This window comes from Bradyrhizobium frederickii (genome assembly GCF_004570865.1).
Lineage (GTDB): Bacteria > Pseudomonadota > Alphaproteobacteria > Rhizobiales > Xanthobacteraceae > Bradyrhizobium > Bradyrhizobium frederickii.
Genome location: NZ_SPQS01000002.1, coordinates 214,001 through 237,767, shown reverse-complemented (window position 1 = coordinate 237,767; position 23,767 = coordinate 214,001). Strand labels below are relative to the sequence as shown.

At 64.9% G+C, this 23,767-nt stretch carries 18 protein-coding genes; 6 read left to right on the top strand and 12 right to left on the bottom strand.

The window, feature by feature from the left end:
• Positions 1-76 precede the first annotated feature (76 nt).
• Genes E4K64_RS03910 through E4K64_RS03900 form a run of 3 tightly spaced genes read left to right on the top strand, consistent with a single transcriptional unit; the run spans position 77 to position 3,158 of the window.
• Positions 77-1,402 (top strand): ABC transporter substrate-binding protein, encoded by a 1,326-nt coding sequence (locus E4K64_RS03910; protein WP_135162258.1) that lies wholly within the window; start codon positions 77-79, stop codon positions 1,400-1,402.
• A complete protein-coding gene (locus E4K64_RS03905) occupies positions 1,399-2,337 on the top strand; it encodes a carbohydrate ABC transporter permease (RefSeq protein WP_135162257.1) in 939 nt (312 codons plus the stop codon). The genes E4K64_RS03910 and E4K64_RS03905 overlap by 4 nt, the downstream gene beginning before the upstream one ends.
• Entirely contained in the window at positions 2,334-3,158 is an 825-nt protein-coding gene (locus E4K64_RS03900; protein WP_167771790.1) for a carbohydrate ABC transporter permease, read from the top strand. The genes E4K64_RS03905 and E4K64_RS03900 overlap by 4 nt, the downstream gene beginning before the upstream one ends.
• Positions 3,159-3,210: 52 nt before the next feature.
• Here the strand turns inward: E4K64_RS03900 and E4K64_RS03895 are convergent, their stop codons facing one another.
• From E4K64_RS03895 to E4K64_RS03885, 3 genes are all read right to left on the bottom strand, one after another.
• On the bottom strand, positions 3,211-4,878 hold the full coding sequence (locus E4K64_RS03895) for a regulator (protein WP_135162256.1): 1,668 nt from the start codon (positions 4,876-4,878) through the stop codon (positions 3,211-3,213).
• A gap of 12 nt (positions 4,879-4,890) precedes the next feature.
• A complete protein-coding gene (locus E4K64_RS03890) occupies positions 4,891-5,589 on the bottom strand; it encodes a cysteine hydrolase family protein (RefSeq protein WP_135162255.1) in 699 nt (232 codons plus the stop codon).
• Positions 5,590-5,913: 324 nt separating this feature from the next.
• Positions 5,914-6,867 carry a hypothetical protein gene (locus E4K64_RS03885; RefSeq protein WP_135162254.1) on the bottom strand — a complete coding sequence of 318 codons (954 nt, stop codon included), beginning with the start codon at positions 6,865-6,867 and terminating at the stop codon, positions 5,914-5,916.
• Positions 6,868-7,033: 166 nt separating this feature from the next.
• Here E4K64_RS03885 and E4K64_RS03880 point away from each other — a divergent pair, with 166 nt between their 5' ends.
• Entirely contained in the window at positions 7,034-10,510 is a 3,477-nt protein-coding gene (locus E4K64_RS03880) for an indolepyruvate ferredoxin oxidoreductase family protein (protein ID WP_135162253.1), read from the top strand.
• A 193-nt stretch (positions 10,511-10,703) separates the two neighbouring features.
• On the opposite strand, the gene E4K64_RS03870 is transcribed toward E4K64_RS03880, so the two are convergent.
• The 4 genes from E4K64_RS03870 to E4K64_RS03855 all read right to left on the bottom strand — a co-directional run bounded on the left by E4K64_RS03870 (position 10,704) and on the right by E4K64_RS03855 (position 15,875).
• The gene (locus tag E4K64_RS03870; RefSeq protein WP_135162252.1) at positions 10,704-12,434 is read right to left on the bottom strand and encodes an FAD-dependent oxidoreductase; all 1,731 of its coding nucleotides are present in this window, start codon (positions 12,432-12,434) and stop codon (positions 10,704-10,706) included.
• A 58-nt stretch (positions 12,435-12,492) separates the two neighbouring features.
• Complete coding sequence (locus E4K64_RS03865; protein WP_135162251.1) at positions 12,493-13,512, bottom strand: S1C family serine protease; 1,020 nt, start codon at positions 13,510-13,512, stop codon at positions 12,493-12,495.
• 92 nt (positions 13,513-13,604) lie between these two features.
• Positions 13,605-14,054: a gluconate 2-dehydrogenase subunit 3 family protein gene (locus E4K64_RS03860; protein WP_135162250.1), complete on the bottom strand. Its 450-nt coding sequence runs from the start codon at positions 14,052-14,054 to the stop codon at positions 13,605-13,607.
• 222 nt (positions 14,055-14,276) lie between these two features.
• Positions 14,277-15,875 carry a GMC family oxidoreductase gene (locus E4K64_RS03855; protein WP_135162249.1) on the bottom strand — a complete coding sequence of 533 codons (1,599 nt, stop codon included), beginning with the start codon at positions 15,873-15,875 and terminating at the stop codon, positions 14,277-14,279.
• A 200-nt stretch (positions 15,876-16,075) separates the two neighbouring features.
• Between E4K64_RS03855 and E4K64_RS03850 the strand changes: the two genes are divergently transcribed.
• Positions 16,076-16,864 (top strand): thermonuclease family protein, encoded by a 789-nt coding sequence (locus E4K64_RS03850; protein WP_135162248.1) that lies wholly within the window; start codon positions 16,076-16,078, stop codon positions 16,862-16,864.
• A gap of 271 nt (positions 16,865-17,135) precedes the next feature.
• Here the strand turns inward: E4K64_RS03850 and cyoD are convergent, their stop codons facing one another.
• From cyoD to E4K64_RS03830, 4 genes are read right to left on the bottom strand one after another with little or no spacing between them, the layout of a single operon-like run.
• Complete coding sequence (gene cyoD, locus E4K64_RS03845; protein ID WP_126256600.1) at positions 17,136-17,522, bottom strand: cytochrome o ubiquinol oxidase subunit IV; 387 nt, start codon at positions 17,520-17,522, stop codon at positions 17,136-17,138.
• Positions 17,519-18,160 (bottom strand): cytochrome (ubi)quinol oxidase subunit III, encoded by a 642-nt coding sequence (locus E4K64_RS03840; protein WP_135162247.1) that lies wholly within the window; start codon positions 18,158-18,160, stop codon positions 17,519-17,521. The genes cyoD and E4K64_RS03840 overlap by 4 nt, the downstream gene beginning before the upstream one ends.
• The gene (gene cyoB, locus E4K64_RS03835; RefSeq protein WP_135162246.1) at positions 18,160-20,160 is read right to left on the bottom strand and encodes a cytochrome o ubiquinol oxidase subunit I; all 2,001 of its coding nucleotides are present in this window, start codon (positions 20,158-20,160) and stop codon (positions 18,160-18,162) included. The genes E4K64_RS03840 and cyoB overlap by 1 nt, the downstream gene beginning before the upstream one ends.
• On the bottom strand, positions 20,150-20,983 hold the full coding sequence (locus tag E4K64_RS03830) for a cytochrome ubiquinol oxidase subunit II family protein (protein WP_135162245.1): 834 nt from the start codon (positions 20,981-20,983) through the stop codon (positions 20,150-20,152). The genes cyoB and E4K64_RS03830 overlap by 11 nt, the downstream gene beginning before the upstream one ends.
• A gap of 259 nt (positions 20,984-21,242) precedes the next feature.
• Here E4K64_RS03830 and E4K64_RS03820 point away from each other — a divergent pair, with 259 nt between their 5' ends.
• Positions 21,243-22,043: an SDR family NAD(P)-dependent oxidoreductase gene (locus tag E4K64_RS03820; RefSeq protein ID WP_135162243.1), complete on the top strand. Its 801-nt coding sequence runs from the start codon at positions 21,243-21,245 to the stop codon at positions 22,041-22,043.
• A gap of 268 nt (positions 22,044-22,311) precedes the next feature.
• Here the strand turns inward: E4K64_RS03820 and E4K64_RS03815 are convergent, their stop codons facing one another.
• Positions 22,312-23,646: a PQQ-dependent sugar dehydrogenase gene (locus E4K64_RS03815; protein ID WP_135162242.1), complete on the bottom strand. Its 1,335-nt coding sequence runs from the start codon at positions 23,644-23,646 to the stop codon at positions 22,312-22,314.
• Positions 23,647-23,767: the final 121 nt, after the last annotated feature.

Here is a 23,767-nt window from a genome sequence, read left to right as displayed (position 1 = left end):
GCGTGATTAGGACTAGGCAGGCGCAACACGGTCGCTAGTATCCCCCCGAGAAAACGAGTCTCAGGGAGGGACTAAAGTGGCTGACCACAAGATTTCGCGCCGCACGCTGCTGACGGGCACCGCCGCGGCGGGTGCGCTCAGCCTGACCGGCCTGCCGGCACGCGCCGAGGTGAACTGGAAGAAATACGCCGGGACCAAGCTGGAGGTGATCCTCGCCAAGGGTCCACGCGGCGATAACCTGCAAAAGAACATCAAGGAGTTCACCGAGCTCACCGGCATCCAGGTCGAGTCTGAGCAGATTCCCGAGCAGCAGCAACGCCAGAAGGTCGTGATCGAGCTCACCTCGGGACGGCCGAGCTTCGACGTCGTGCATTTGAGCTATCACGTGCAGAAGCGGCAATTCGAGAAGGCCGGCTGGCTCGCCGACATGACGCCGTTCATGAAAGACCCGACGCTGACTGCGCCCGATCTCGTCGAGAGCGATTTTTCGGCCGCCGGCCTGCAATACGCCAAGAACGACAAGGGCCAGATGATGTCTCTGCCCTGGTCGGTCGATTATTTCATCCTCTATTACAACAAGGAGCTGTTCCAGAAGAAGGGCGTCGCCATCCCGAAGACTCTCGATGAGATGGTCCTGGCCGCCGAAAAGCTCACCGACGCCAAGGACGGTACCTACGGCTTCGTCGGGCGCGGTCTGCGCAACGCCAATATGACGTTGTGGACCAACTTCTTCCTCAACTATGGCGGCGAATTCCTCGACGCCAAGGGCAACATCCTGACCGACGGCCCGGAAGCCATCGGGGCGACGAAACTTTACCAGACGCTGCTAACCAAAGTCGCCCCGCCTGGTGTCGCCGGCTTCAACTGGATGGAGTCGATGGCCTCGTTCACGCAAGGGCGGTCGGCGATGTGGATCGACGGTGTCGGCTGGGCGCCGCCGCTGGAGGATCCCGCGGCCTCGCGCGTGGCGGGCAAGGTCGGCTACACCGTCGTGCCGGCCGGACCGAAGGGCCAATATTCGGCCACCTATGGCGACGGCATCGGCATTGCTGCGGCGAGCAAGAACAAGGAAGCCGCGTATCTGCTCTGCCAATGGGTGGTCTCGAAGAAACAGGGCGCGCGGCTGCTGCAGGCCGGCGGCGGTGTGCCGTTCCGCAACTCGATCCTGAACGATCCCGAGATCCAGCAGGGTGTGAAGATGCCCAGGGAGTGGCTGCAATCGGTGATCGATTCCGCCAAGATCAGCAAGCTCGGTCTGCCCGTCGTGATTCCCGTCGCCGAGTTCCGCGATCTCGTCGGTGCGGCGCTCACTTCGACACTGTCCGGCGCCGATCCCGCAGCCGAACTGAAGAAAGCTCACGACCAGTTCCGGCCAATCCTGGAGCGCAGCGAGAAAACGTGAGTGCGCTGATACAATCGACTCCAACCGCGGCTTCGACCGAGGCCACGCCGGAGAAGGAGCTGCGGCCGCCGTCCTACTGGGCCTTCGTGGTGCCGGCGCTGGTCGTCGTGCTCGCTATCATCATCTTCCCGTGGGTCTTCACGATCTGGATGAGCCTGAACGAATGGAAGGTCGGCTCGCCCACGACCTTCGTCGGGTTCGCCAATTATCTGCGGCTCACGAGCGATCCGCGCTTTCTCGAGGCCGCCGGCCACACTTTGGTCTACACCGCGCTGTCCGTGGTGCTGCCGCTGGTTCTCGGTACGCTCTCAGCCGTGGTGTTTCACCAGAACTTCGCCGGCCGCGGTTTCTTGCGGGGAGTCTTCATCATGCCGATGATGGCGACGCCGGTGGCGATCGCGCTGGTCTGGACCATGATGTTCCATCCACAGCTCGGCGTGCTGAACTACTTGATGTCGCTGGTCGGGATTCCCGCACAGCTCTGGGTTTTCCACCCCGCGACCGTGATTCCGTCGCTGGTGCTGGTTGAGACCTGGCAATGGACGCCGCTGGTGATGCTGATCGTGCTCGGCGGCCTCGCTGCGATCCCGACCGAACCTTACGAGAGCGCGCAGATCGACGGCGCGAGCTTGTGGCAGGTGTTCCGCTTCATCACGCTGCCGCTGATCATGCCGTTCCTGTTCATCGCCGGCATGATCCGCATGATCGACGCGGTCAAGAGCTTCGACATCATCTTTGCGATCACCCAAGGCGGCCCCGGCTCCGCGTCGGAGACGATCAACATCTATCTCTACAGCGTCGCCTTCAGCTATTACGACCTCGGCTACGGCTCGGCGATTGCCGTCGTGTTCTTCCTGCTGATTGTCCTGCTTGCGGCAGTCATGCTCTACGCCCGCCAGCGCATGCTCTGGACCGAAATCGCGAGCGGCGCATGACGCCCCGTCAGATCATCCGCAGGATCGGCCTGTGGCTCTGCGTCTTCGTCATTGTCTCTCCGGCAATCCTGTTCTTCCTCTGGATGATCTCGCTGTCACTTAAATTCGAGGTCGACAATGCCGCCTACCCGCCAGTGTTCTTCCCGGAGCGCATCGCCTGGAAGAACTATGCCGACGTGCTCGCCTCCAACCGCTTCCTGACCTATTTCGTCAACAGCCTGATCGTCACCGGGAGCGCGACAGCCCTGGCGCTGCTCGTCGGCGTGCCCGCGGGCTACGGCATCGCGCGTATGGCCGCGCATAAATCCGCGATCGTGATCCTGATCGCCCGCATCACGCCGGGCCTGTCATACCTGATCCCGCTGTTTCTGCTATTCCAGTGGCTCGGCCTGCTCGGCACGCTGGTTCCGCAGATCATCATCCACCTCGTAGTGACGGTGCCAATCGTGATCTGGATCATGATCGGCTATTTCGAGACGACTCCGATGGAGCTGGAGGAAGCCGCCCTCATCGATGGTGCCGGCCGCTGGCAGGTGTTTCGCCACGTCGCGCTGCCGATCGCGCGGCCGGGCATCGCGGTCGCCTTCATTCTGGCCGTAATCTTCTCCTGGAACAATTTCGTGTTCGGCATCGTGCTGGCCGGGCGCGAGACACGTACCCTGCCCGTCGCGGTCTACAACATGATCTCGTTCGACCAGTTGAGTTGGGGACCGCTCGCCGCCGCCGCCCTGATCGTCACACTTCCGGTGCTGCTGCTGACGGTGCTGGCGCAGCGGCAGATCGTTGCCGGGCTGACCGCGGGGGCGGTCAAGGGCGGATAGAAACAGCGGCCGGGCGACACAACGTCGCCCGCCCGCCATCAATGCCTGTGCTCTATTCCGCCGGCGCCGCCGACATCTCTGGATGCGCGGCGTAGGGCTCGCTGGCGCCGAGCTTGCTGGCCGCAAACAGGCCGGCGGCCATCGCAGCGTACGCCAGCGCCACCGCCGGCGTGACGCCAAAGCCGCCGCCGATTCCGACGGCCTCGCCATGCATGAAGCCGAAATAGGTCAGCACCGCCCCGACCAGAGCAAATGCCGCGGCCTTCTCGAAATCGCGCTCGATGATGAAGACGCCGATCGCGCCCAGGACCAGGCCGCCGAGGATGGAGCCACCCCCCATCACCTCAAGACCGTGATAGAACACGCCCTGCTGCGGCAGCGCGGCGATCGCGGCCGCTTTCACCGCGTCGGCCTTGTCGGCGGCCATGCCGCCGACGGTCGCCGCCGCATTCATGGTCGAGCCGAGCATCGTGTCGATCTGGAGCTTGGCCCAGGCGGCCAGATGCGGCGTCAGCGCCAGCACGATCGCGGGCGCGTGCTTGACCGGCGTGGTCTGGAACGCCTGCGCGCCGATCAGCATGCCGATATAGAGCAGGATAGGCGAGATCGCGACGACGGGCACGAGTGCCAGCAGCACCGAGATGATGCCGAACCAGGACAGCACGACCACCATGATGCCGGTCGCGGCGGAGTAGCCGATGCGGCCGCCCATCGCCTTCCAGCCGGGATGGCCGATATAGACGGCGTTGATGAAGGGATTGCCCATCAGGCAGCCGATCAGGCTGACGACGCCGTCGGCCGTGAGCACCCGCGTGGTCGGATATTCGTCGCCGGCCGCTTCCGCGCTTTCGACATTGTCCATGGCCTCGACGAGGTCGTAGATGCCGAACGGAATGGCGGTGACCAGAATGATGCCGAGGAATTCGAAGCCGGAGAAGACGTAGCCCAGCGCCGGTATCGGCACCGAGAAGCCGAAATTGGCGAAGGCAGCGCCAACACCGGCGATGCTCAAGCCGCCGAGGCCGAGCCCGAACAGGTTGGAGCCCCAGGCGATGACCATGCCGACGGCAATGGCGACCAGGCCTGCGGGAATGCCGCGCCAGTACTTCACACCGCCGAACCAGCTCACCAGGATGATGGCGAAGCAGACGAGACCGATCTGCGGCGTCATGTACATTTCCAGCGCCGGCCGCATCGAGATGAAGGTGACGGAGACGCCGGCAAGCGTGCCGAGCAGCGCCGCGCGCGGCGTGATCTTGCGAATGAACGGCGCAATGAAGCCGCCGATCATCAGAATGAAGCTCTGGAAGAACACCCAGACCAGGCCCGCGGACCAGCCCTTGAGCGGATCACCAGTCTTCAGGGTAATCGGCAGCATGATCACGAAGGTGACGATGAACATGTGCGGCACGCTGACGCCCGAGGGCAGCGCACAGACATCGTTGCGGCCGGTCTTCTGCGCCAGACGGTAGGCAAGGTAGGCGTAGTAGAAGGTCGAGAGGCACATCATCAGCCCGAGCGCGGGCAGGATGCGGCCGAACACCAGACTGTCCGGCATCTTCAGGACGAAGCGCAACAGGCCCGTGAGCACCAGCATGTTGACGAGGATGTTGGTGCCGAAGCCGAAAAACGCATTCCAGTCGCCCGACGTCCATAATGCCGGCTTGAACCCGGACGTATCGATCTCAGACTTGCCGGCCGTCCCCGTCAATGTGCTCATGATGTCACCCCCTCAAGTGGTCGAAATTCTCATTGCCTCCAAGACTGCGGCTGAGGTTGCGACCCAGCCGAAGATGCCGCCCTGGGCCTTGATCATCTTCAGGCCCATCTCATGAAACTCGGGGAAGTAGGACGCGCAGCCGTCGGAGATGACGACGCAGCGGTAGCCGCGGTCATTGGCCTCGCGCACCGTGGTGTTGACGCACACTTCAGTGGTGACGCCGCAGACCAGCAGGTTTTCGATGCCGTATCTCTCCAGCACGTCATTGAGCTCGGTGGCGTAGAACGCGCCCTTGCCGGGCTTGTCGATCACGACCTCACTGTCGAGCGGATAAAGCGCGGGGATGATGTCGTGGCCGGCCTCGCCGCGAATGAGGATGCGGCCCATCGGGCCGGGATCGCCGATACGCAAGGACGGCGCGCCGCGCTCGACTTTCGCCGGGGGCGCGTCGGAGAGATCGGGCAGATGGCCCTCGCGGGTGTGAACCACCAGCATGCCGGTGTCGCGTGCCACTTTCAGCACCGCGCCGATCGGATTCACCGCGCGCGCAAGCTGGCTGACGTCGTTGCCGAGCGTCTCACCGAAGCCGCCGGGCTCCATGAAGTCGCGCTGCATGTCGATGATCAAAAGGGCGGTGGCGGACCAGTCGAGTCTGATCGGCTCGGGCTCGGCACTGATGACGCCCAATGTCGGCTTGCTCAAGTCCAGCATGACGCCCGCCCCTTGCGAGAACTGCGCCAGGAGTTCTGCAAGCGGCGTGCCATTGTGTACAATTGCGATGGCGCTCAGGCCGCGGAAGAATTTGCTGCGTGCTCAGAAGGTTACGCGAGCGGTCGGCGCCTGCTCATTCCCTGTGCGACGGCTTTGCGGCGTGCAATTGCTTAAAGGATGAGCGGCCTTCGCCGTCATTCCGGGGCGACGCGAAGCGTCGAGCCCGGAATCCATCGGGCGGCAGTACGCGAGGTGAAATGGATTCCGGGTTCGCGCTACGCGCGCCCCGGAATGACGAAGAGTGACTATGGCGACGCCTCGCGTCTACCGCCCCGCCCCATACAGCCGCCGATGCTCTTCTTCATAGGGCGCATAGGAATCCTTCAGCGTCGCCATGTTGAGCAGCATGGTCGCCACCACCGCACCGGCCTTGTCGAACACGCGCGTCTTGGCCCAGGCGCTTTCGGTGCGGCGGCTGCCGGAGAGCGCGATCACCTCGCGCTCGAGCTCGTAATCCTCGTCGACGAAGAGCGGGCCCTTCACTAGGCGGATCTCCTGGTCGGCGAACAGGCCGACGGCCGGACCCTTGGCCGGCAGCGGATCGTCCTTGGAGCGGTACTGGAATAGCACGCTCAGCATCTCCATCGGGATGATCGGCCTGCGCCACGGATTGTCGGCGCCCGAGTAATACGGCGAGTTCTCCGTGATGGCGGCAAGCTTCTGGCGCAGCGAGAAGGGATAGAGATCACCCATGATCTGGTCGAACGCCATTCGCACCGTCTGGCGCTTGCCGGTCTGAGCGACCTTCACATCGCGCAGGATCACGGGGTCGGCCAGCGGCTTGAGCTCGGCAAGGCGGGCCTCCAGCGCCGTCGCCGCGTGCGGTTCACCGACCGAAGCCGTACCGCGCAGCACCTCGGTGCCGTCGCGCTTGACCATCTGAATCTGGCACTGGCTGGTGCCGGGCAATGGCTTCGACAGGATCGCCTGCACCTCCTCGCCCTCGTAGCAGACGCTGCGATAGTGCGCGGACAGACATCCGGTCTCGAACCAGGCCTGTCCCCACAATCGCGCGCCGAGCGGGGCGAACTGACTAAAATGCGTCGGGCCTTCGATGGTGCCGCCCTTGAAACCGAGCTTCTGCGCGGTGGCGTCGTCGTGGATCGAGGCATGTGCGTCGTAAGTTTGTGCCTGCAGCATCTGACGCGGCTGGCGCCACAGCCCGATCAGGGTCTCGGTCGTCTCTGTGATTTCGGTGTCGAATGCGTTTGCAGTCATGATGTTCTCCGCTCGCAAGCCATGACTAGCAGGAGCGCCACGGATGCGGCTAGCCGTATTGACTTCGCCGGCCCATGCCTTTGACTGCGCTCACCCCGCCTCACAAGCTGCGACTCCTCCCGCAGCGCAATATTCCCGCCGAACCAGGCCACCAAGGACTCTTGAAATGACGCTGATGCAGGTCGAGCTGGACGACAAATACCGGCTCGAATCGAAGCGGATCTTCCTGTCCGGCACACAGGCCCTGGTCCGCCTGCCCATGCTGCAGCGCGAACGCGACCGGCTTCAGGGGCTCAACACCGGCGGCTTCATCTCCGGCTATCGCGGTTCCCCGCTCGGCATGTACGACCACGCGCTGTGGCGCGCGAAGTCGCACCTCCAGCAGCACGACATCGCGTTCGTCCCGGGCTTGAATGAAGATCTAGCCGCGACCGCCGTCTGGGGCAGCCAGCAGGTCGGCCTGTTTCCCGGCGCCAAGGTCGATGGCGTGTTCGGCATCTGGTATGGCAAGGGCCCCGGCGTCGACCGCTCGGTCGATGCACTCAAGCATGCCAATGCAGCGGGCACCTCGCTCAATGGCGGCGTGCTCGCGCTCGCCGGTGACGACCATGGTTGCCAGTCCTCGACGCTGGCGCATCAGAGCGAGCAGGTGTTCGCCGCGGCGCTGATCCCGGTGATCAACCCCGCGACGCTGCAGGACTATCTCGATCTCGGCCTCTACGGCTTCGCGCTGTCGCGCTTCTCCGGCTGCTGGGTCGGCTTCAAGGCGATCAGCGAGACCGTCGAGAGCTCGGCCTCGATCTATAGCGACCCTGAACGCGTCAAGATCGTGCTGCCCGACGATTTCGAGATGCCGCCCGGCGGCCTCAACATCCGCTGGCCCGATCCGCCGCTGGAAGCGGAGAAGCGCCTGTTCGGGCCGAAGATGGCCGCAGTGCAGGCCTTTGCCCGTGCCAACCAGCTCGACCGCATCGTGCTCGATTCCAAGCCGGCGCGGCTCGGCATCGTTGCGACCGGCAAGGCCTATCTCGATTTGCGGCAGGCGCTGGCCGACCTCGGCATCACCGACAAGGACGCGCAGGATCTCGGCCTTCGCATCTACAAGGTCGCGCTGACCTGGCCGCTGGAGGAAAGCGGCGCGAAGCGCTTTGCGGAAGGTCTGCAGGACGTGCTCGTGGTCGAGGAGAAGCGCGGCTTCATCGAAGACCAGCTGATGCGCATCCTCTACAACATCGATGCCTCAAAGCGCCCGACCGTCACCGGCAAGCGCGACGAAAGCGGCGCGCCGCTGCTGCCAAGCGAGGGCGAACTGACGCCGACCATCGTGGCATCAGCGCTGGTGGCGCGCCTGCGCAAGCTCGGCCATCACAGCCCGGTGCTGGAGCAGCGCCTCGCCCGGCTCGAGGCTTTCGACCATCCCGTCACCACGAGCACGCAGATCAAGCTCGCGCGCACGCCGTTCTTCTGCTCGGGCTGTCCGCACAACACCTCGACGCGCGTGCCCGAAGGCAGCCGCGCCATGGCCGGCATCGGCTGCCACGGCATGGCCCTGAGCATGCCGACCCGCCGCACCGATCTGATCTCGCATATGGGCGCCGAGGGCGTGAACTGGATCGGCCAATCGCCCTTCACGAGCGAGCAGCACATCTTCCAGAATCTCGGTGACGGCACCTATACGCATTCCGGGCTGCTGGCGCTGCGCGCGGCATCGGCCGCCGGCATCAACATCACCTACAAGATCCTCTACAACGACGCCGTCGCGATGACCGGCGGCCAGCCGGCCGAGGGCGCCTTCAACGTCGCGCAGATCGCGCACCAGGTCTGGGCCGAGGGCGTCAAGCGGCTTGCGATCGTCTCGGACGATCCGGGGAAGTATCCCCAAGGCAACTACTTCCCGCAAGGCGCGACCATCCATCACCGCCGCGAGCTCGATGCCGTGCAGCGCGAGCTGCGCGACATCAAGGGCCTCACCGTCATCGTCTACGACCAGACCTGCGCCGCCGAAAAGCGCCGCCGCCGCAAGCGCGGGCTCTATCCCGATCCTGCCAAGCGCGCCTTCATCAACGAGCTGGTCTGCGAAGGCTGCGGCGATTGCTCGCAGGCGTCCAACTGCGTCTCGGTGCAGCCGCTGGAGACCGAGTTCGGCCGCAAGCGCCAGATCGACCAGTCCAACTGCAACAAGGATTTTTCCTGCGTCGAAGGTTTCTGCCCGAGCTTCGTCACCGTGCACGGCGGCACGCTGAAGCGCATGAAGACCTCGGCGGTGGACACCGGCCAGCTGTTCGCCGACCTGCCGCTGCCGCCGGCGCGTGAGCTGGACGGTCCCTACAACATCCTCGTTACCGGGATCGGCGGCACCGGCGTCATCACCATCGGCGCGCTGCTCGGCATGGCCGCTCATGTCGACGGCCGCGGCTGCTCGGCGCTCGATTTCACCGGCCTGTCGCAGAAGAACGGCGCGGTGATGAGCCATGTCCGCATCGCTCCGAAGCCGGAGGACATCTCCGCCGTCCGCATCACCACGGGCGGCGCCGACGTCATTCTCGGCTGCGACATGATCGTCTCGGCCGGCCCCGCCGCCCTCAGCCGCGCCGAGCGCGGCGTGACGAAAGCGTATATCAACGCCGACCTGCAGCCCACGGCCAGCTTCGTGCAAAATCCCGATCTCGACTTCGAGATGGGCACGATGCAGACCGTGCTGCGCGATGCCGTCGGCGACAAGAACCTCGACATCATCGACGCCACCGGCATCGCCGCGGCGCTGATGGGCGATTCCATCGCGACCAACCCCTTCATGCTCGGCTTCGCCTTCCAGAAGGGCGCGATTCCGCTGTCGCTGGAGGCTTTGCTCCGCGCCATCGAGATCAACGGCGCCGCGATCGAGATGAACAAGCTCGCCTTCACCTGGGGCCGCCTCGCTGCCCACGACATGTCGCGGGTGCGCAGCGTGCTGCAGTTCAAGAACCGTGCGTCCGCGCCGACCAAGTCGCTCGACGACATCATCGCGACCCGCGCCGAATTCCTGACCTCCTATCAGGACAAGGCCTACGCCGATCGCTATCTCGCAGCCGTCGCCAAGGTGCGCAAGGCGGAGAATGCCGCCTCGCCCACGTCTACGGAGCTGACCGAGACGGTCGCGAAGAACCTGTTCAAGCTGATGTCCTACAAGGACGAGTACGAGGTCGCGCGGCTTTACACGGATGGCAGCTTTGCCAAGAAGGTGTCTGAGAAATTCGACGGCGAATTCACGCTGAAGTACCAGCTGGCGCCGCCGATCTTCGCCAAGCGCGACAAGACGACGGGTCGACTCCAGAAGCAGGAGTTCGGCGGCTGGATGATCCATGCCTTCCGCGTGCTCGCCAGGCTGAAATTCCTGCGCGGCAGTGCGTTCGATCCGTTCGGCCGCACCGAGGAGCGCCGGACCGAGCGCAAGCTGGTTGCGGATTATCTGGCGATGATCGACCAGCGGATCGCCGGGCTGAAGGCGGAGCAGATTCCGTTGCTGGCAAGGCTCGCCCGCGTGCCGGAGACGATCCGCGGCTTTGGCCACGTCAAAGAAGCCAACGTCAAGCTCGCGGCAGCCGAAACGGCGCGGCTTGAGGCTGAGCTGGAGAACAGCCGCTTTGCGGCGGCTGCGGAATAGAGACTGGGGCCAGCTCTCTCCACGTCATTGCGAGGAGCCCTTGCGACGAAGCAATCCAGAGTCTCGCACATTCTCCGTGTCATCGCCCGGCTTGACCGGGCGATCGAGTACTCCGAGGCGGTCATGATTCAACCGATGGGCCGCGGCGTACTGGATGCCCCGCTTTCGCGGAGCATGACAGCGGTGGAGATGGCTAAACCGACGCCAACACGCTGGCAGCGGTCTCACGTGTCGCCCCACCCTCCGCCAGATGCCGTCCCGCGATATAGCCGAAGGTCAGCGCCGGTCCTAACATGATCCCCGGTCCCGGATAATGCCCGTTCATGATCGAGCCCATGTCGTTGCCGCAGGCATAGAGGCCGGCGATCGGCGTGCCGTCCGCGCGCAGCACGCGGGCCTGCGCGTCGACCTTCATGCCGATCGCGGTGCCGAGATCGGCCGGATGAATGCGCATCGCGAAGAACGGCGCCCGCCTGATCGGGGCCACGCAAGGGTTGGGCTTGTGGCTGATGTCGCCGAGATGGCGCTGATAGATGGTGCTGCCGCGGCCGAACTCGGGGTCGCGGCCCTCCTCGGCATCGGCATTGTAGTTCACGATCGTCGCCGTGAGGGTGGACGGCCTGACGCCGATCCTGGCGGCGAGCTGCGCGATGTCAGCCGCCTCGATCAATTCGCCGCTCGCTACATAACGCCGATAGAGGCGCGTGAACGGCCTGATACGGCCGAGACCGTAAGCCCATAGGAAGCGGCGGTCGCAGATCAAATAGAACGGCCGGTCCGGCTCGCCCTTGCCATCGCGCAGCATGGCCAGCACGAAGTCGTGGTAGGACAGCGCCTCGTTGACGAAACGCCGACCCGCCGCATTGACGGCGATCACGCCCGGCTTGGCGCGGTCGGTCACCATGTGCGGGAATACGCCGCGGCTGCCGTCGGCCCGGGCGAATAGCGAGGCCGGCGCCCAATAGGCCGGGCTGGTCGCGTCTGTGTTGAGCGCGGCACCTGTCGCTGCCGCGAGCCGGAGCCCATCCCCGCTGCTGGAGGTGTTGGCCGCCGAGACAAATCCGGCCGCCGCCGGAAAAAGACGCTTGCGCAACACGGCATCGTGCGAAAAGCCGCCGGTCGCCAGCACCACGCCGCGGCGCGCTGCGATCGGCCGGTTGCGGGAGCCATGGCGGATCACCACGCCGTTGACGCGATCGCCCTGCATCGAGAGATCCTCGACCTCGGCGCTGAAGAAAACTTCAACTTGCCGCGCCAGCAGCGAGGCGTACAGCCGCGCGGCAAGCGCGTTGCCCAGATGCAGCGTCGTGCCACGCGGGCTTCGCAGCCGCTGCAACGCATAGGCTGAAAGCAGCCGCGCCGCGCGCATGGTCGAGCGCAGGGATTTTCCAACTCTGCGCAAATGCGCAATCTCGAGACGATTGACCATCATCCCGCCGAACAGCGTGACCTCCGGCAGCGGTGGCCGCAGGCGCGCAAAGCCCTCGCCCAGCCGGCTGCCGTCGAAACCAACCGGCTCCAGCACGCGGCCGCCTGATGACGCGCCCAGTCGTTCCGGATAATAATCCGGAGAGGTCTTCACCGGTTGGAGACGAACTTCCGTGTTGGCTTCGAGATAGGCGATCGCCTCGGGCCCGCGCGTGAGGAAGGCGGCGCGCAGGCCGGCATTGGCGGGCTCGGGCACCGTGCTCGACAGATATTGGACGGCATCCGCGACACTGTCGGAGAGCCCGGCCTCCTTCATTTTCGCATTGGCAGGGATCCAGACCATGCCGCCGGACCAGGCCGTGGTGCCGCCGACGAACGCGGTCTTCTCGATTACGAGCACGCGCAGGCCTTCGGCAGCGGCCACCGCCGCCGCCGTCATGCCTCCGGCACCGGCACCGATGACGATGACATCGTAGGTCTCATGCGCCGGCATCATGCGGCGGTGTTCCCGGGACGAGGCATGACATTGTCATACCTCGCCCGTGAGCCCGCAGCTAGCGCTGCGGCTTGCGCTCGATCGGGTCGATGTCGATCGCCCGCAGGCGGCCGAGCCGCAGCACATCCATGGCGAGCCGCCGGCCGATGCGGTCGCGATCGAGCACGCGGATCAGATCGTCGACGCCGTTGATCTCGACGCCATCCAGCCTGATCACGACGTCGCCGGGCAGCAGGCCCGCCCTTGCCGCAGGGCCGTCAGGCTCGATCTGCGTGAGCAGCGCGCCCATCTTGTTCTCGATGCCGGCCAGCACCGCGTGGCGCCGCGGCACCGGCGCGGTCTGCCCGGCGACGCCGATATAGGCGCGGCGGACATAGCCGTGGCGGATGATCTCCGACAGCACGAATTGCGCGGTGTTGCTGGCGACCGCGAAGCAGATGCCCTGCGCACCGTTGATGATGGCGGTGTTGATGCCGATCACCTCGGCATTGGAGGACACCAGCGGCCCGCCGGAATTCCCCGGGTTGAGCGCGGCATCGGTCTGGATCACGTCTTCGATGGTACGCCCGCTCACGGAGCGGATCGAGCGGCCGAGCGCCGAGACCACGCCAGCCGTCACGGTCGATTCGAAGCCGAGCGGATTGCCGATCGCGATCACGAGCTGGCCGCGACGCAACGTCTTGGAATTGCCGAGCGCGGCATAGGGCAAATGGCGCACGCCGTTGGCACGCAGCAGCGCAAGGTCGGTATCGGGATCGACACCGAGCACCTGGGCGTCGCCGACATGACCCTCGACATCGCGCAGCCGGATCTCCTTCGAGGCGCCGACCACATGGCTGTTGGTGAGGACGAGCCCGTCCGGCGAGATCACGATGCCCGAGCCGAGCCCGCCACGTTCGCGGCCGTTCGGCACTTTTGGTCCGGTCTCGACCCGCACGACCGCGGAGCCGACCCGGTCGGTGACGTCGATCACGGCATTGGAATAGGCGTCCAGCAACGCCCGGTCATCGACCGGGGCAGAGGGGGTCGTTCGCGATGACGGCGCGTCATCGACGATGTCTGAAGTGAAATCCAGCATGGCAAGAGTCCTTGAAGGCTCACACAGATGGTGGCCTGTTCGCTGCCGCGCAAGGTGCCCGCCTGGAGCGCAGGGCTGGACTGCCCAGATGGCTAGGGTGCCCGCCTGAGCGAGCCGCCTCTCGCCTTGACCGGATCGAGCAGCGACCAGTCGCCGTCCGGCAGCACGTGGCCCTTGGGGAACGGCGCGCGCAGCTCGAGCCCAAGCGAGCGCAGCACGCGATCATCGCGGTAATAACATTGCAGCACGACGCGCACGAGCGTCGCCGCGGGCACGCCGCCGTGCTTGCGGAACGCTAGCGCCACGGCATCGCGCCTCTCGGCATCGAGCTCCGCGAGCGACCCTCCCGCGAGCTGCGCCAGGTGATCGAGCGCAGCGACCACCGGCCTGGTGTCCCGGCCGAGCGTCGCGAGGATGTCGGCCTGGATTGCGTCGTCATCGGCGCCGGGGACCCCATACTCGTCACTGGCGGGAATGATCATCGCGGCGATGGTGCGCAAGTCCTGGCGCTGCCGCGGCGTGAGGGTGAGCTCTTCAGCCATGTCGTCCTCTCGTGGAAACTTTGAGATCAAAATGAAGGTGCGCTCCCTCCCCCGCTTGCGGGGCGCGACGAGCTTCGCTCGCGCTGAGAGGGTTGGGGAGAGGGTGCTTCCGCAGAGAGACTCCTCCAGAGGAGAGAACCCTCACCCGGCGCTGCGCGCCGACCTCTCCCGCAAGCGGGAGAGGTGCAGCGAGCGCGTGGCTGGGTCTGAACATCATCATGATCAATCGAACAAATTGGCGAGGCGCTGCTTCATCTGGTCGGCGATGTAGAGCGCGAGGGCCTGGATGGTGGAGGTCGGGTTCACGCCGCCCGAGGTGACGAAGATGCTGCCGTCGACGATGAAGAGGTTCTTGACGTCGTGGGTGCGGCCCCATTCGTTGACGACGGAGCGCTCCGGGTCGGTGCCCATACGCGCGGTGCCGAGCAGATGCCAGCCGCCCCAGGGGATCGGCGAGTTGATGCAGATGTCGGTCGCGCCTGCCGTCTCCAGAGTCTCCCGGCCGCGGGCGAGTGCATGCTCCATCATCTTCCGGCTGTTCTCGCTGATCGTGTAGTCGATCTTCGGCGCGGGAATGCCGTGGCTGTCCTTGAGCACGGGATCGAGCGTGACCTGGTTGTGCTCCTCCGGCAGATCCTCACAGATCGCGGAGAAACCCAGGCGATGGCCATTGAGCTTGCGGAAGATACGGTGATGATCCTCGCCCCAGGGCAAAATGCCCTTCTGCTCGCTGACGACGGCCTCGAACACCGGACCCGCGCCCCGCACGAACTGCACGCCATAGCCGCGCACGAAGCCGCGCGACAGGTCCGTGTCATACCACTGCTTGCTCCACAGGCAGGTCGGCGGCGCGCGGTTGCTGTCGGTCGGCTCCTTCACATAGCCGTAGATCTGCGCATAGGGGTGGAACATCAAATTCTTGCCGACGAGGCCCGATGAATTGGCAAGCCCGTTCGGGAAGCGGCTGGATGCCGAGTTCAAGAGCAGCCGCGGCGTGCCGACGCCGTTGCAGGCGATGATGACGACATGCGCGGGCTGGAACTGCTCGACGCCGTCCTTGTCGTAATAGACCACGCCCGAGGCCATGCCGTTCTCGTCGGTGGTGATCTCGCGCACCCGGCAATGGGTGCGCAGCTCGACGCCGGCGCGGATCGCATGCGGCCAATAGGTGATGTCGGTGGAGGACTTTGCGCCTTGCGCGCACGCCGGCGTGCAATGGCCGAGATTGATGCAGCGCGCCCGCCCCTCATAGTCCATGGTCGCGACCGTCGTGTCCGACGGCCACCAGTGCCAGCCGAGCTCGTTCATGGCCTTGCCGATGATGGCGCCGGACAGGCCGAGCGGCTGCTGCGGCATCGGCGGATGCGTCAGCGGCGAGAGCGGATCGCCTGAGAGGCCCGACGCGCCCATCATGCGGTCGTTCTCCTCGAAGAACGGGGTCAGCGCGTCGTAGTCGACCGGCCAGTCGTCGGCGACGCCGTCCAGCGTCTTCACCTTGAAATCGGAGGGATGCAGCCGCGGCCAATGCGCGGTGTACATCACCGTCGAGCCACCGACCGCATTGTAGTTGACGACCTTGATCGGCGAATTGTCGTCGTTAACAGGATAGTCCTCGGGCCGGCCGCGCACGTTCGGGCTCGACGACCATTCGCCGTAGAATTTGGCCTCCCAGTCCCGGCCCGTGCTCGGATATTCCGCCGGGTTCATCCAGCCGCCCTGCTCGAGGCAGAGAATGTGCATCTTGGTCTCGGCCAGCGACCACGCCACCGCCGCGCCCGAAGCGCCGGCGCCGATGATCAGGACGTCCACGGGGTCTTTCATCGCAACCTTTTCCTCCCGCCCTCGCCGCTTTCCGGGCGATTCGGCCTGCACGGTTCGCAAGGCCCGTGAACGATAGGGTCAGAGCGGCCGGGGAGTAAAGCCGCGAGGCCGGAATGTCACACTTCGCGGGGTGCAGACCATTGGTATCGCCATATCCGGATGCTAGGAACGGGCAGACTAGCAATCGATAGCGAGACCGCATGTCCTTCCGAAATGTCTTTGCCGCCGCCCGCGCCTTCGCGCTTGTTTGGTTTTTCGCCTTGCCCGGCCTCCTGGCCTCGTCCCAGCCGGCCTCCGCGCTGACCGCCGCCGCGACGGTCCGCGACGGCAATTCCATTCAGCTCGGCGACGTCACCTACCGGCTCGACGGCGTCGACGCGCCCGAGCTGGACCAGGTCTGCATCGACGATCAAGCCGATCCCTGGACCTGCGGCATCGAGGCGCGCGACCAGCTTGCCAAGCTGATCAACAAGCGGTCCGTTCGCTGCGACGATGTCGGGCCGGAGAAGAGCTTTGGCAAGCGGCACCGGGCGATCTGCACCGCCGAGGGCGACAAGGCCAGCCTGAACGAGCAGTTGATCAAGCTCGGCTTTGCCGTCGCGCGGGAGCCGATCAAGGCAAACGTCAAGCCGGGGGCCAGCGAAGCCAAGACGGCCTCGGCCGGGATCTGGAAGGGCTGCTTTGTTGCACCGCAAGACTTCCGCGCCGGCAAGAAGGACGGCGCACTCCTGGGCTCGGCCTGCCGCCAGGACCGCGACAAGGAAATTCGCGCCGTGCTATTCCCGGAGGAGCTGACGATGCCGCCGAGCTGCAGCATCAAGGGCAAGCTTGCGGTGCGCGCGCGCGTCACCGGCAATATCGGCATCTATCATTTGCGGGGCTGCCCGAGCTACCCGGCGACCACCAAGCCGGACCGCTGGTTCTGCTCGGAGGACGACGCCCAGGCGGCCGGCTTCCGCAAGGCTTATAATTGCCGCCGCCCGAAGTGAACAAAGTGCTTCACGCAGCCGTGAGTAGTAGCCCGGCACCGTATTGATCCGGAATTGAACCAAGCCGGGACTTGCTGCATTTGTATGCGCACGCGAGCGCTTGCGCGAGCGTTTCCTTGGCGGACGATCCTCATCGGATTGTCTTTGCTTGGGCGTTTCCTCCCTAGACTTGGGCCGCTTGTCATCACAAGCGGCTCTTCTTTTTTGTGCGGTGCTGGGACAGGTGAATCCGAACCGACCAAGCCCAATCTGATCGCGCAATGACGCGCTGTCACTGCATACGCATGATCTGGTCCATCGGCGGCATGTTCGCATTCAGATGCGCCATGATCCAGACCGTGCCGCCGACCACGAGGAACACCACCAGCAGCCCGAAGGCCAGCGCCAGCACGTTGTTGGTGTTGTCGGGGCCGGTCGTGATGTGGAGGAAGAACACCAGATGCACGCCCATCTGCGCGATCGCCAGCACGATCAGCGCGACGGGAATCGAGGGCTGCCAAACCAGATCGGTGCCGGCAATGAAGAACGATGTCGCCGTGAGCAGCAGCGCGAGCGCGAGCCCGACGACGTAACCGAGAATGCGGGCGCCGACACTATGCTGCTCTTCCTCGCCCGGCGCGAGGTCATGGTCGGTCCGCGCGTGGGTCTGATCGCTCATGCGCCACTCCCGAGCAAATAAACGACGGAGAACACCGCGACCCAGATGATGTCGAGCGCGTGCCAGAACAAGGCAAAGCACGTCATCCGGCGCAAGATATCGGCGCGAAAGCCCTTTGCGAACACCTGGGCCATCATGGTGAGCAGCCACAACACGCCGGCGGAGACGTGCAGGCCGTGGCAGCCGACCAGGGAGAAGAATGCGGACAGAAAGGCGCTGCGCGACGGGCCATAGCCGCGCGCGACGAGGTCGGCGAATTCGCGGAATTCGATCACGAGGAAGATCAGCCCGAGCACGCAGGTCACGGCCATGGCGAGATAGAACCAGAACCGGTTGCGTACATCGGCGGCGATGCTCGCCATGCCGCAGGTGAAGCTCGACAGCAGCAGGCAGACGGTCTCGATCGCGACGTTCCTCTGCTCGAAGATCTCCGAGCCCTTGGGGCCATCGGCGGTCTGGCCTGATAGCACCGCATAGGCCGCAAAGAAGCAGGAGAACATCACGATGTCAGAGAGCAGGAAGATCCAGAAGCCGTAGGCGGTCACGATCCGCTTCGGCGCGGGGCCGGGATGCTCGATGACGACGCCGATGTGATGCGGATCGGCGTGCGCGTGGCCGGCGGTCGCGGTCATCGCCATCAGACTGTCCCCGCCATGCTGACGAGGCCGCGGCGTTCCTCGCGATTGATACGGTCTATCGCTGCGACGTCCTCGGCCGGGATGACGTATTCGTCATGGTCGCGCCAGGCGAACACGACGAAGGTCGCCCAGGCGCCGAGGCCACCCAGAACCACCATCCACCAGATGTGCCAGATCAGTGCAAAGCCCATGATGGTGGCGAAGAACGCGCAGACGAAGCCAGTCGGGGAATTCCGGGGCATCTCGATGTCCTGATAGTCCGGTCTGTCATGCTCGAGCGATTGCTGCCGGGCATGGACCTTCATGTCCCAATAGGCGTCCTCACCGCGCACGTCGGGATTGAAGGCGAAATTGAACACCGGCGGCGGCGACGAGGTCGCCCATTCCAGCGAGCGGCCGTCCCAGGGATCGCCGGTGCGGTCGCGCAGCGCCTCCCGGTTGCGGATACTGACCACGAGCTGCACGATCTGGCCGATCACGCCGATCGTGAGCACCGCCATGCCGACCGCCGCGACGATCATCCAGGGCCGCCAGGCCGCGACATCATAGTGCTGCATGCGGCGGGTCATGCCGAGCATGCCGGCGATGTAGAGCGGCATGAACGTGACGTAGAAGCCGAGGAAGGTGAACCAGAACGCAGCCCTGCCCCAGCGCTCGTCGAGGCGGAAGCCGAACGCCTTCGGAAACCAGTATTCGAAGCCGGCGAAGGCGCCGAACAGCACGCCGCCGATGATGACGTTGTGAAAGTGCGCCACCAGGAACATGCTGTTGTGAAGCATGAAGTCGGCCGGCGGCACCGCGAGCAGGACGCCGGTCAATCCGCCGACGATGAAAGTGACCATGAAGCCGACCGCCCACAGCATCGGCGTCGCGAAACGGATGCGGCCGCCATACATCGTGAACAGCCAATTGTAGATCTTCACGCCCGTGGGCACCGCGATGATCATGCTGGCGATGCCGAAGATGGCGTTGACGTCGGGACCCGCCCCCATCGTGAAGAAATGATGCAGCCAGACCATGAAGGAGATGACGCAGATCGCCATCGTCGCAAGCACCATGGAACGATAGCCGAACAGCGCCTTGCCGGAGAAGGTTGAGACCACCTCCGAGAAGATGCCGAAGGCCGGCAGCACCAGGATGTAGACCTCGGGATGGCCCCAGGCCCAGATCAGGTTCATGAACATCATGACGTTGCCGCCGGCCTCATTCGTGAAGAAATGGAAGCCCAGGTAGCGGTCGAGCAGCAGCATCGCGAGCGTGGCGGTCAGGATCGGGAAGGCCGCGACGATGAGCAGGTTCGAGGCAAGCGTGGTCCAGCAGAACATCGGCATGCGCAGATAGTTCATGCCCTTGGTGCGCAGCTTCAGCACCGTGGTGACAAGATTGATGCCGGCGACCAGCGTGCCGACGCCGGAGATCTGCAGCGACCAGGCGTAATAATCGACGCCGACGCCCGGCGAATAGGACAATTCCGACAGCGGCGGAAAGGCGAGCCAGCCGGTGCGCGCGAACTCGCCGACCACGAGCGAGATATTGACCAGCAATGCGCCGGTCGCCGTCATCCAGAAGCCGACCGAATTGAGGGTCGGGAACGCGACATCGCGCACGCCGAGCTGAAGCGGCACGACGAGGTTCATCAGCCCGATCACGAACGGCATCGCCACGAAGAAGATCATGATGGTGCCGTGCGCCGAGAAGATCTGGTTGTAATGCTCGGGCGGCAGATAACCTTGCGACTGGTAGGCGACCGCCTGCTGGATCCGCATCATGATGGCGTCGCTGCCGCCGCGCAGCAGCATCACCGAAGCCAGCAGGATGTACATCACGCCGATCCGCTTGTGATCGACGCTGGTGATCCATTCGTGCCAGAGATAGGGCAGATGCCCCTTCGCCACGACCCAGGCCAGCACCGCGAGGATCGCGACCAGCACCACCGCGCCGGCAGCGAGCGGAATCGGCTGATCGAACGGAATGGCGGACCAGTCGAGCTTACCGAGCATCATGGCCTCCACTGTGCGGACGGCCGGCCTCGGAGATCAGCTCCGGGCCCGGCCCCGGCGGAATGTGCTGGTTCGCGATCAGGTCGAACAGGCGCGGGTCTTCGAGACGATAGGACGGCCTGCCCCTCTCGATGCCCTGCTGCATCAGCTTCTTGTAGCTGGCCTCGTTCAACACCGCGTCGGTCTTCGCCGTACCCGCCACCCAATCGGGAAAGGCGAGCGGCGAGATCACGTTGACGTCGAACATCATGTCGGGAAAGCCGTCGCCGGAGAAGTGCGCCGACAGGCCTTGCAGCTTGCCTTCATTGTCGGCGCGCAGGTTCAGCTTCGTCACCATGCCGTTCATGGTGTAGATCATGCTGCCGAGCTGCGGGATGAAGAACGTGTTCATCACGCTCGACGACGTCAGCTGGAAATTCAGCTCGGCGCCGGCCGGCACCGTCAGCGTATTGACGGTAGCGATGCGCTGGTCCGGATAGATGAACAGCCATTTCCAGTCGAGCGAGACGGCCTGGATCCGCACCGGACTGCCGGTCCCAGGAACCGGCGCCGCAGGATCGAGCTGGTGCGAGCCGATCCAGGCAACGCCGCCGAGCAGGATGACGGTGAGCGCCGGGATCGACCACACCACCATCTCGACGCGGCCGGAATAGACGAAATCGGGCTGGTAGCGCGCCTTGGTGTTGGAGGCGCGAAACCAGAACGCAAAAGCCAGGATCGCGACAATGGTCGGCACCACGATCACGAGCATGATGAAGACGGAATCGACCAGAATGGTGCTGTTGGCCGCAGCCACGGGCCCTTGCGGATCGAGCAGATTCATCGGCAAGCCACTGGCGGTTGGGAGGTCCCCCGGGAGAGAGCCTAGCGCGGGAAAGGCTCCGGCAGCAAACGCTGCGACCTCAGAACGGTTCCTGCACTGCAAGGCTCAGCGATGCCCGACCGGCCGGCCGCAACATGCAATTTCATGTGAAGTCAATGACATGCACGCAGGAGCCACGCCCTTCTCTCCGGCCGGGGCGATTGCTAATCTGCACGAAAATAATAGGGCGAATGGTGCCCGTGCCGGGGAGTGAACTGAGATGCGGTTGAAGGACAAGGTCGCGATCGTCGTCGGGGCCGGGCAAAGTCCCGGCGAAGGCATGGGCAACGGCCGCGCCACCGCGCTCACCTTCGCCCGCGAGGGTGCAAAGGTCCTGTGCGTCGACCATCATCTGGAATCCGCGCAGGAAACGGTCGCGATGATCGCCGCGAAAGGCGGCACCGCCGCGGCCTTCAAGGCCGACGTGACGAAGTCGGCCGACATCAAGGCGATGGTTGCGGACGCCCAGGCGCGCTGGGGCCGGATCGACGTGCTGCATAACAATGTCGGCGTCAGCCTCTCCGGCGGCGATGCCGAGCTGCTTCAAATCACCGAGGAAGCGTTCGATCGCGTTGTCGCCATCAATCTGAAGAGCTGCATTCTCGCCGCCAAGGAAGTGATCCCGATCATGCGGGCGCAGAAGAGCGGCGCCATCATCAACATCTCCTCGATGGCGGCGATCACGACCTATCCTTACGTCGCCTACAAGGCGACGAAGTCGGCGATGATCGCCTTCACCGAACAGCTCGCCTACCAGAACGCCGAATACGGCATCCGCGCCAATGTCATTCTGCCCGGCCTGATGAACACGCCGATGGCCGTCGATACCCGCGCCCGCGAATGGCACAAGACCCGCGCCGAGGTCGAAGCCGAGCGCGACAGCAAGGTGCCACTGCGCAGGAAGATGGGCACCGGCTGGGACGTCGCCAACGCCGCTCTGTTTCTGGCGTCCGACGAGGCGAACTTCATCACCGGCGTGACCCTGCCGGTGGATGGCGGCGCGAGCGTGAGGCGGGGTTAGGTCTCACTTCTCCCTCCCCCGCCTGCGGCAGGGCTATCGCAGATGAGAGCTCTTCCCTGCGGCCATCCTTCGAGACGCCCGCCTTTGGCGGGCCCTCAGGATGAGGAGGGAGTGCGCGGCAGCCGTTTCAGCGGGCACCGATGCCACTTAGCCTCATCCTGAGGAGACCGCGAAGCGGTCGTCTCGAAGGACGAGGCGCGCGCTCCGCTCGCGAGTGATGCCATATGCGATTGCCCTGCCCTTGCGGGGAGAGGCGAAGCATGTTCGCTCACCGCGAATGCGTCACCCGCCAGATCGTGCCGTTGCCGTCCTCCGACACCAGCAGCGATCCGTCCTTTGCCACCGCCACTCCCACCGGCCTTCCCCAAACTTCCGTGTCGCTCACCACGAACCCCGTGACGAAATCCTCATACTCCCCGGTCGGCTTGCCGTCCTTCATCTTGATGCGGATCACCTTGTAGCCGGTGCGCTTCGACCTGTTCCACGAGCCGTGCTCGGCGGCAAAGGCATCGCCCTGGTACTCCTGCGGAAACTGCGTGCCCTGGTAGAACGTCATGCCGAGCGAGGCCGAATGCGGCTGAATCAGCACGTCGGGCACCGTCACCTTGTCCTTGAGGTCCGGCCGCGCGCCGGAATGGCGCGGATCTTCATTGTTGCCTATATAAAACCACGGCCAGCCATAGAAGGCGCCTTCCTTCACGCTGGTGACGTAGTCGGGCACGAGATCGTCGCCGAGGCCGTCGCGCTCGTTGGTCGAGCACCAGGGCAGACCGGTCTGTGGCTGGATCGCAAGGCCGACGCAATTGCGGATGCCGGTGGCGTAGATCTTCCGCTCCTTGCCATCAGGCGTGAAGGCGAGCACGGCGGCGCGCTCCGTCTCGCTGGCCCAGGCCGCGCCAAGCGGTTGCGCTTTCGACCAAGCCTCCAATCCGCCCGGCGGCGTGCCCAGACCTTCCGCGACATTGCTGAGCGAGCCGACCGAGACCAGCATGCGCTTGTTGTCTGGCGTGAAGACGATGTCGCGGGTGGAGTGGCCGCCGTCATGCGGCAGGCTTGGCACGATCGTCTCCGCCTTGCCGCGCGCCTTGAGATCGCCGGCCTGATAGGGAAAGCGGACGACGCTGTCGGTGTTGGCGACATAGACCCATTGCGGATTGTCGCCGCTCGGGAAGAAGGCGATGCCGAAGGGCTGGCGCAGGCCACTGGCAAACACCTCGTTGCTCGCAACCTTGCCGCCCTCGCCGGCGCGCAACACGCGGATAGTGCCGGCCCGCGTCTCCGCGACGAAGACATCGCCGTTCGGCGCCACTCGCACGATGCGAGGCGCGCGCAGGCCTTCGGCGAACAGGTCGATCTTGAAGCCCGCCGGCACCCGGAGCGCGGCCTCCGGCGGACGCGGTACCACGCGCGACGAGCTCGCAACCGAGCGCGTGGCGCCGGGCCTGACCAGATCCTGCGGCCGGATCAGCCTGATCGTGCCGGGCTTGTCGGCCTGCCAATCGCCATAAGCGTCCTTGCCCTGCAACACCGGCTCGGCCTGCGCACCGGTCGCCGATACGATCACCCCCGCAGCCAGCACCGCGGTCGAAATCCTGTTCTTCACGTCGTCATCCTCCCGGCCTGCCCGTCGCAAACGTAACGTCGATCGCCCCGCAAATGGTCTGCGGCAGGTTACACGCCGCCGAATTCCACGTCAGCCCGTGCTCGCACGATGTGCATCAGCC

Coding starts and splice junctions, on each gene's coding strand:
- E4K64_RS03895 (WP_135162256.1), bottom strand. CDS start 4,878: ATGAGCACATTGACGGGGACGGCCGGCAAGTCTGAGATCGATACGTCC.
- cyoD (WP_126256600.1), bottom strand. CDS start 17,522: ATGAGCGATCAGACCCACGCGCGGACCGACCATGACCTCGCGCCGGGC.
- E4K64_RS03900 (WP_167771790.1), top strand. CDS start 2,334: ATGACGCCCCGTCAGATCATCCGCAGGATCGGCCTGTGGCTCTGCGTC.
- cyoB (WP_135162246.1), bottom strand. CDS start 20,160: ATGCTCGGTAAGCTCGACTGGTCCGCCATTCCGTTCGATCAGCCGATT.
- E4K64_RS03850 (WP_135162248.1), top strand. CDS start 16,076: ATGTCCTTCCGAAATGTCTTTGCCGCCGCCCGCGCCTTCGCGCTTGTT.
- E4K64_RS03820 (WP_135162243.1), top strand. CDS start 21,243: ATGCGGTTGAAGGACAAGGTCGCGATCGTCGTCGGGGCCGGGCAAAGT.
- E4K64_RS03865 (WP_135162251.1), bottom strand. CDS start 13,512: ATGCTGGATTTCACTTCAGACATCGTCGATGACGCGCCGTCATCGCGA.
- E4K64_RS03855 (WP_135162249.1), bottom strand. CDS start 15,875: ATGAAAGACCCCGTGGACGTCCTGATCATCGGCGCCGGCGCTTCGGGC.
- E4K64_RS03890 (WP_135162255.1), bottom strand. CDS start 5,589: ATGCTGGACTTGAGCAAGCCGACATTGGGCGTCATCAGTGCCGAGCCC.
- E4K64_RS03870 (WP_135162252.1), bottom strand. CDS start 12,434: ATGATGCCGGCGCATGAGACCTACGATGTCATCGTCATCGGTGCCGGT.
- E4K64_RS03880 (WP_135162253.1), top strand. CDS start 7,034: ATGACGCTGATGCAGGTCGAGCTGGACGACAAATACCGGCTCGAATCG.
- E4K64_RS03840 (WP_135162247.1), bottom strand. CDS start 18,160: ATGGCGATGACCGCGACCGCCGGCCACGCGCACGCCGATCCGCATCAC.
- E4K64_RS03860 (WP_135162250.1), bottom strand. CDS start 14,054: ATGGCTGAAGAGCTCACCCTCACGCCGCGGCAGCGCCAGGACTTGCGC.
- E4K64_RS03885 (WP_135162254.1), bottom strand. CDS start 6,867: ATGACTGCAAACGCATTCGACACCGAAATCACAGAGACGACCGAGACC.
- E4K64_RS03830 (WP_135162245.1), bottom strand. CDS start 20,983: ATGAATCTGCTCGATCCGCAAGGGCCCGTGGCTGCGGCCAACAGCACC.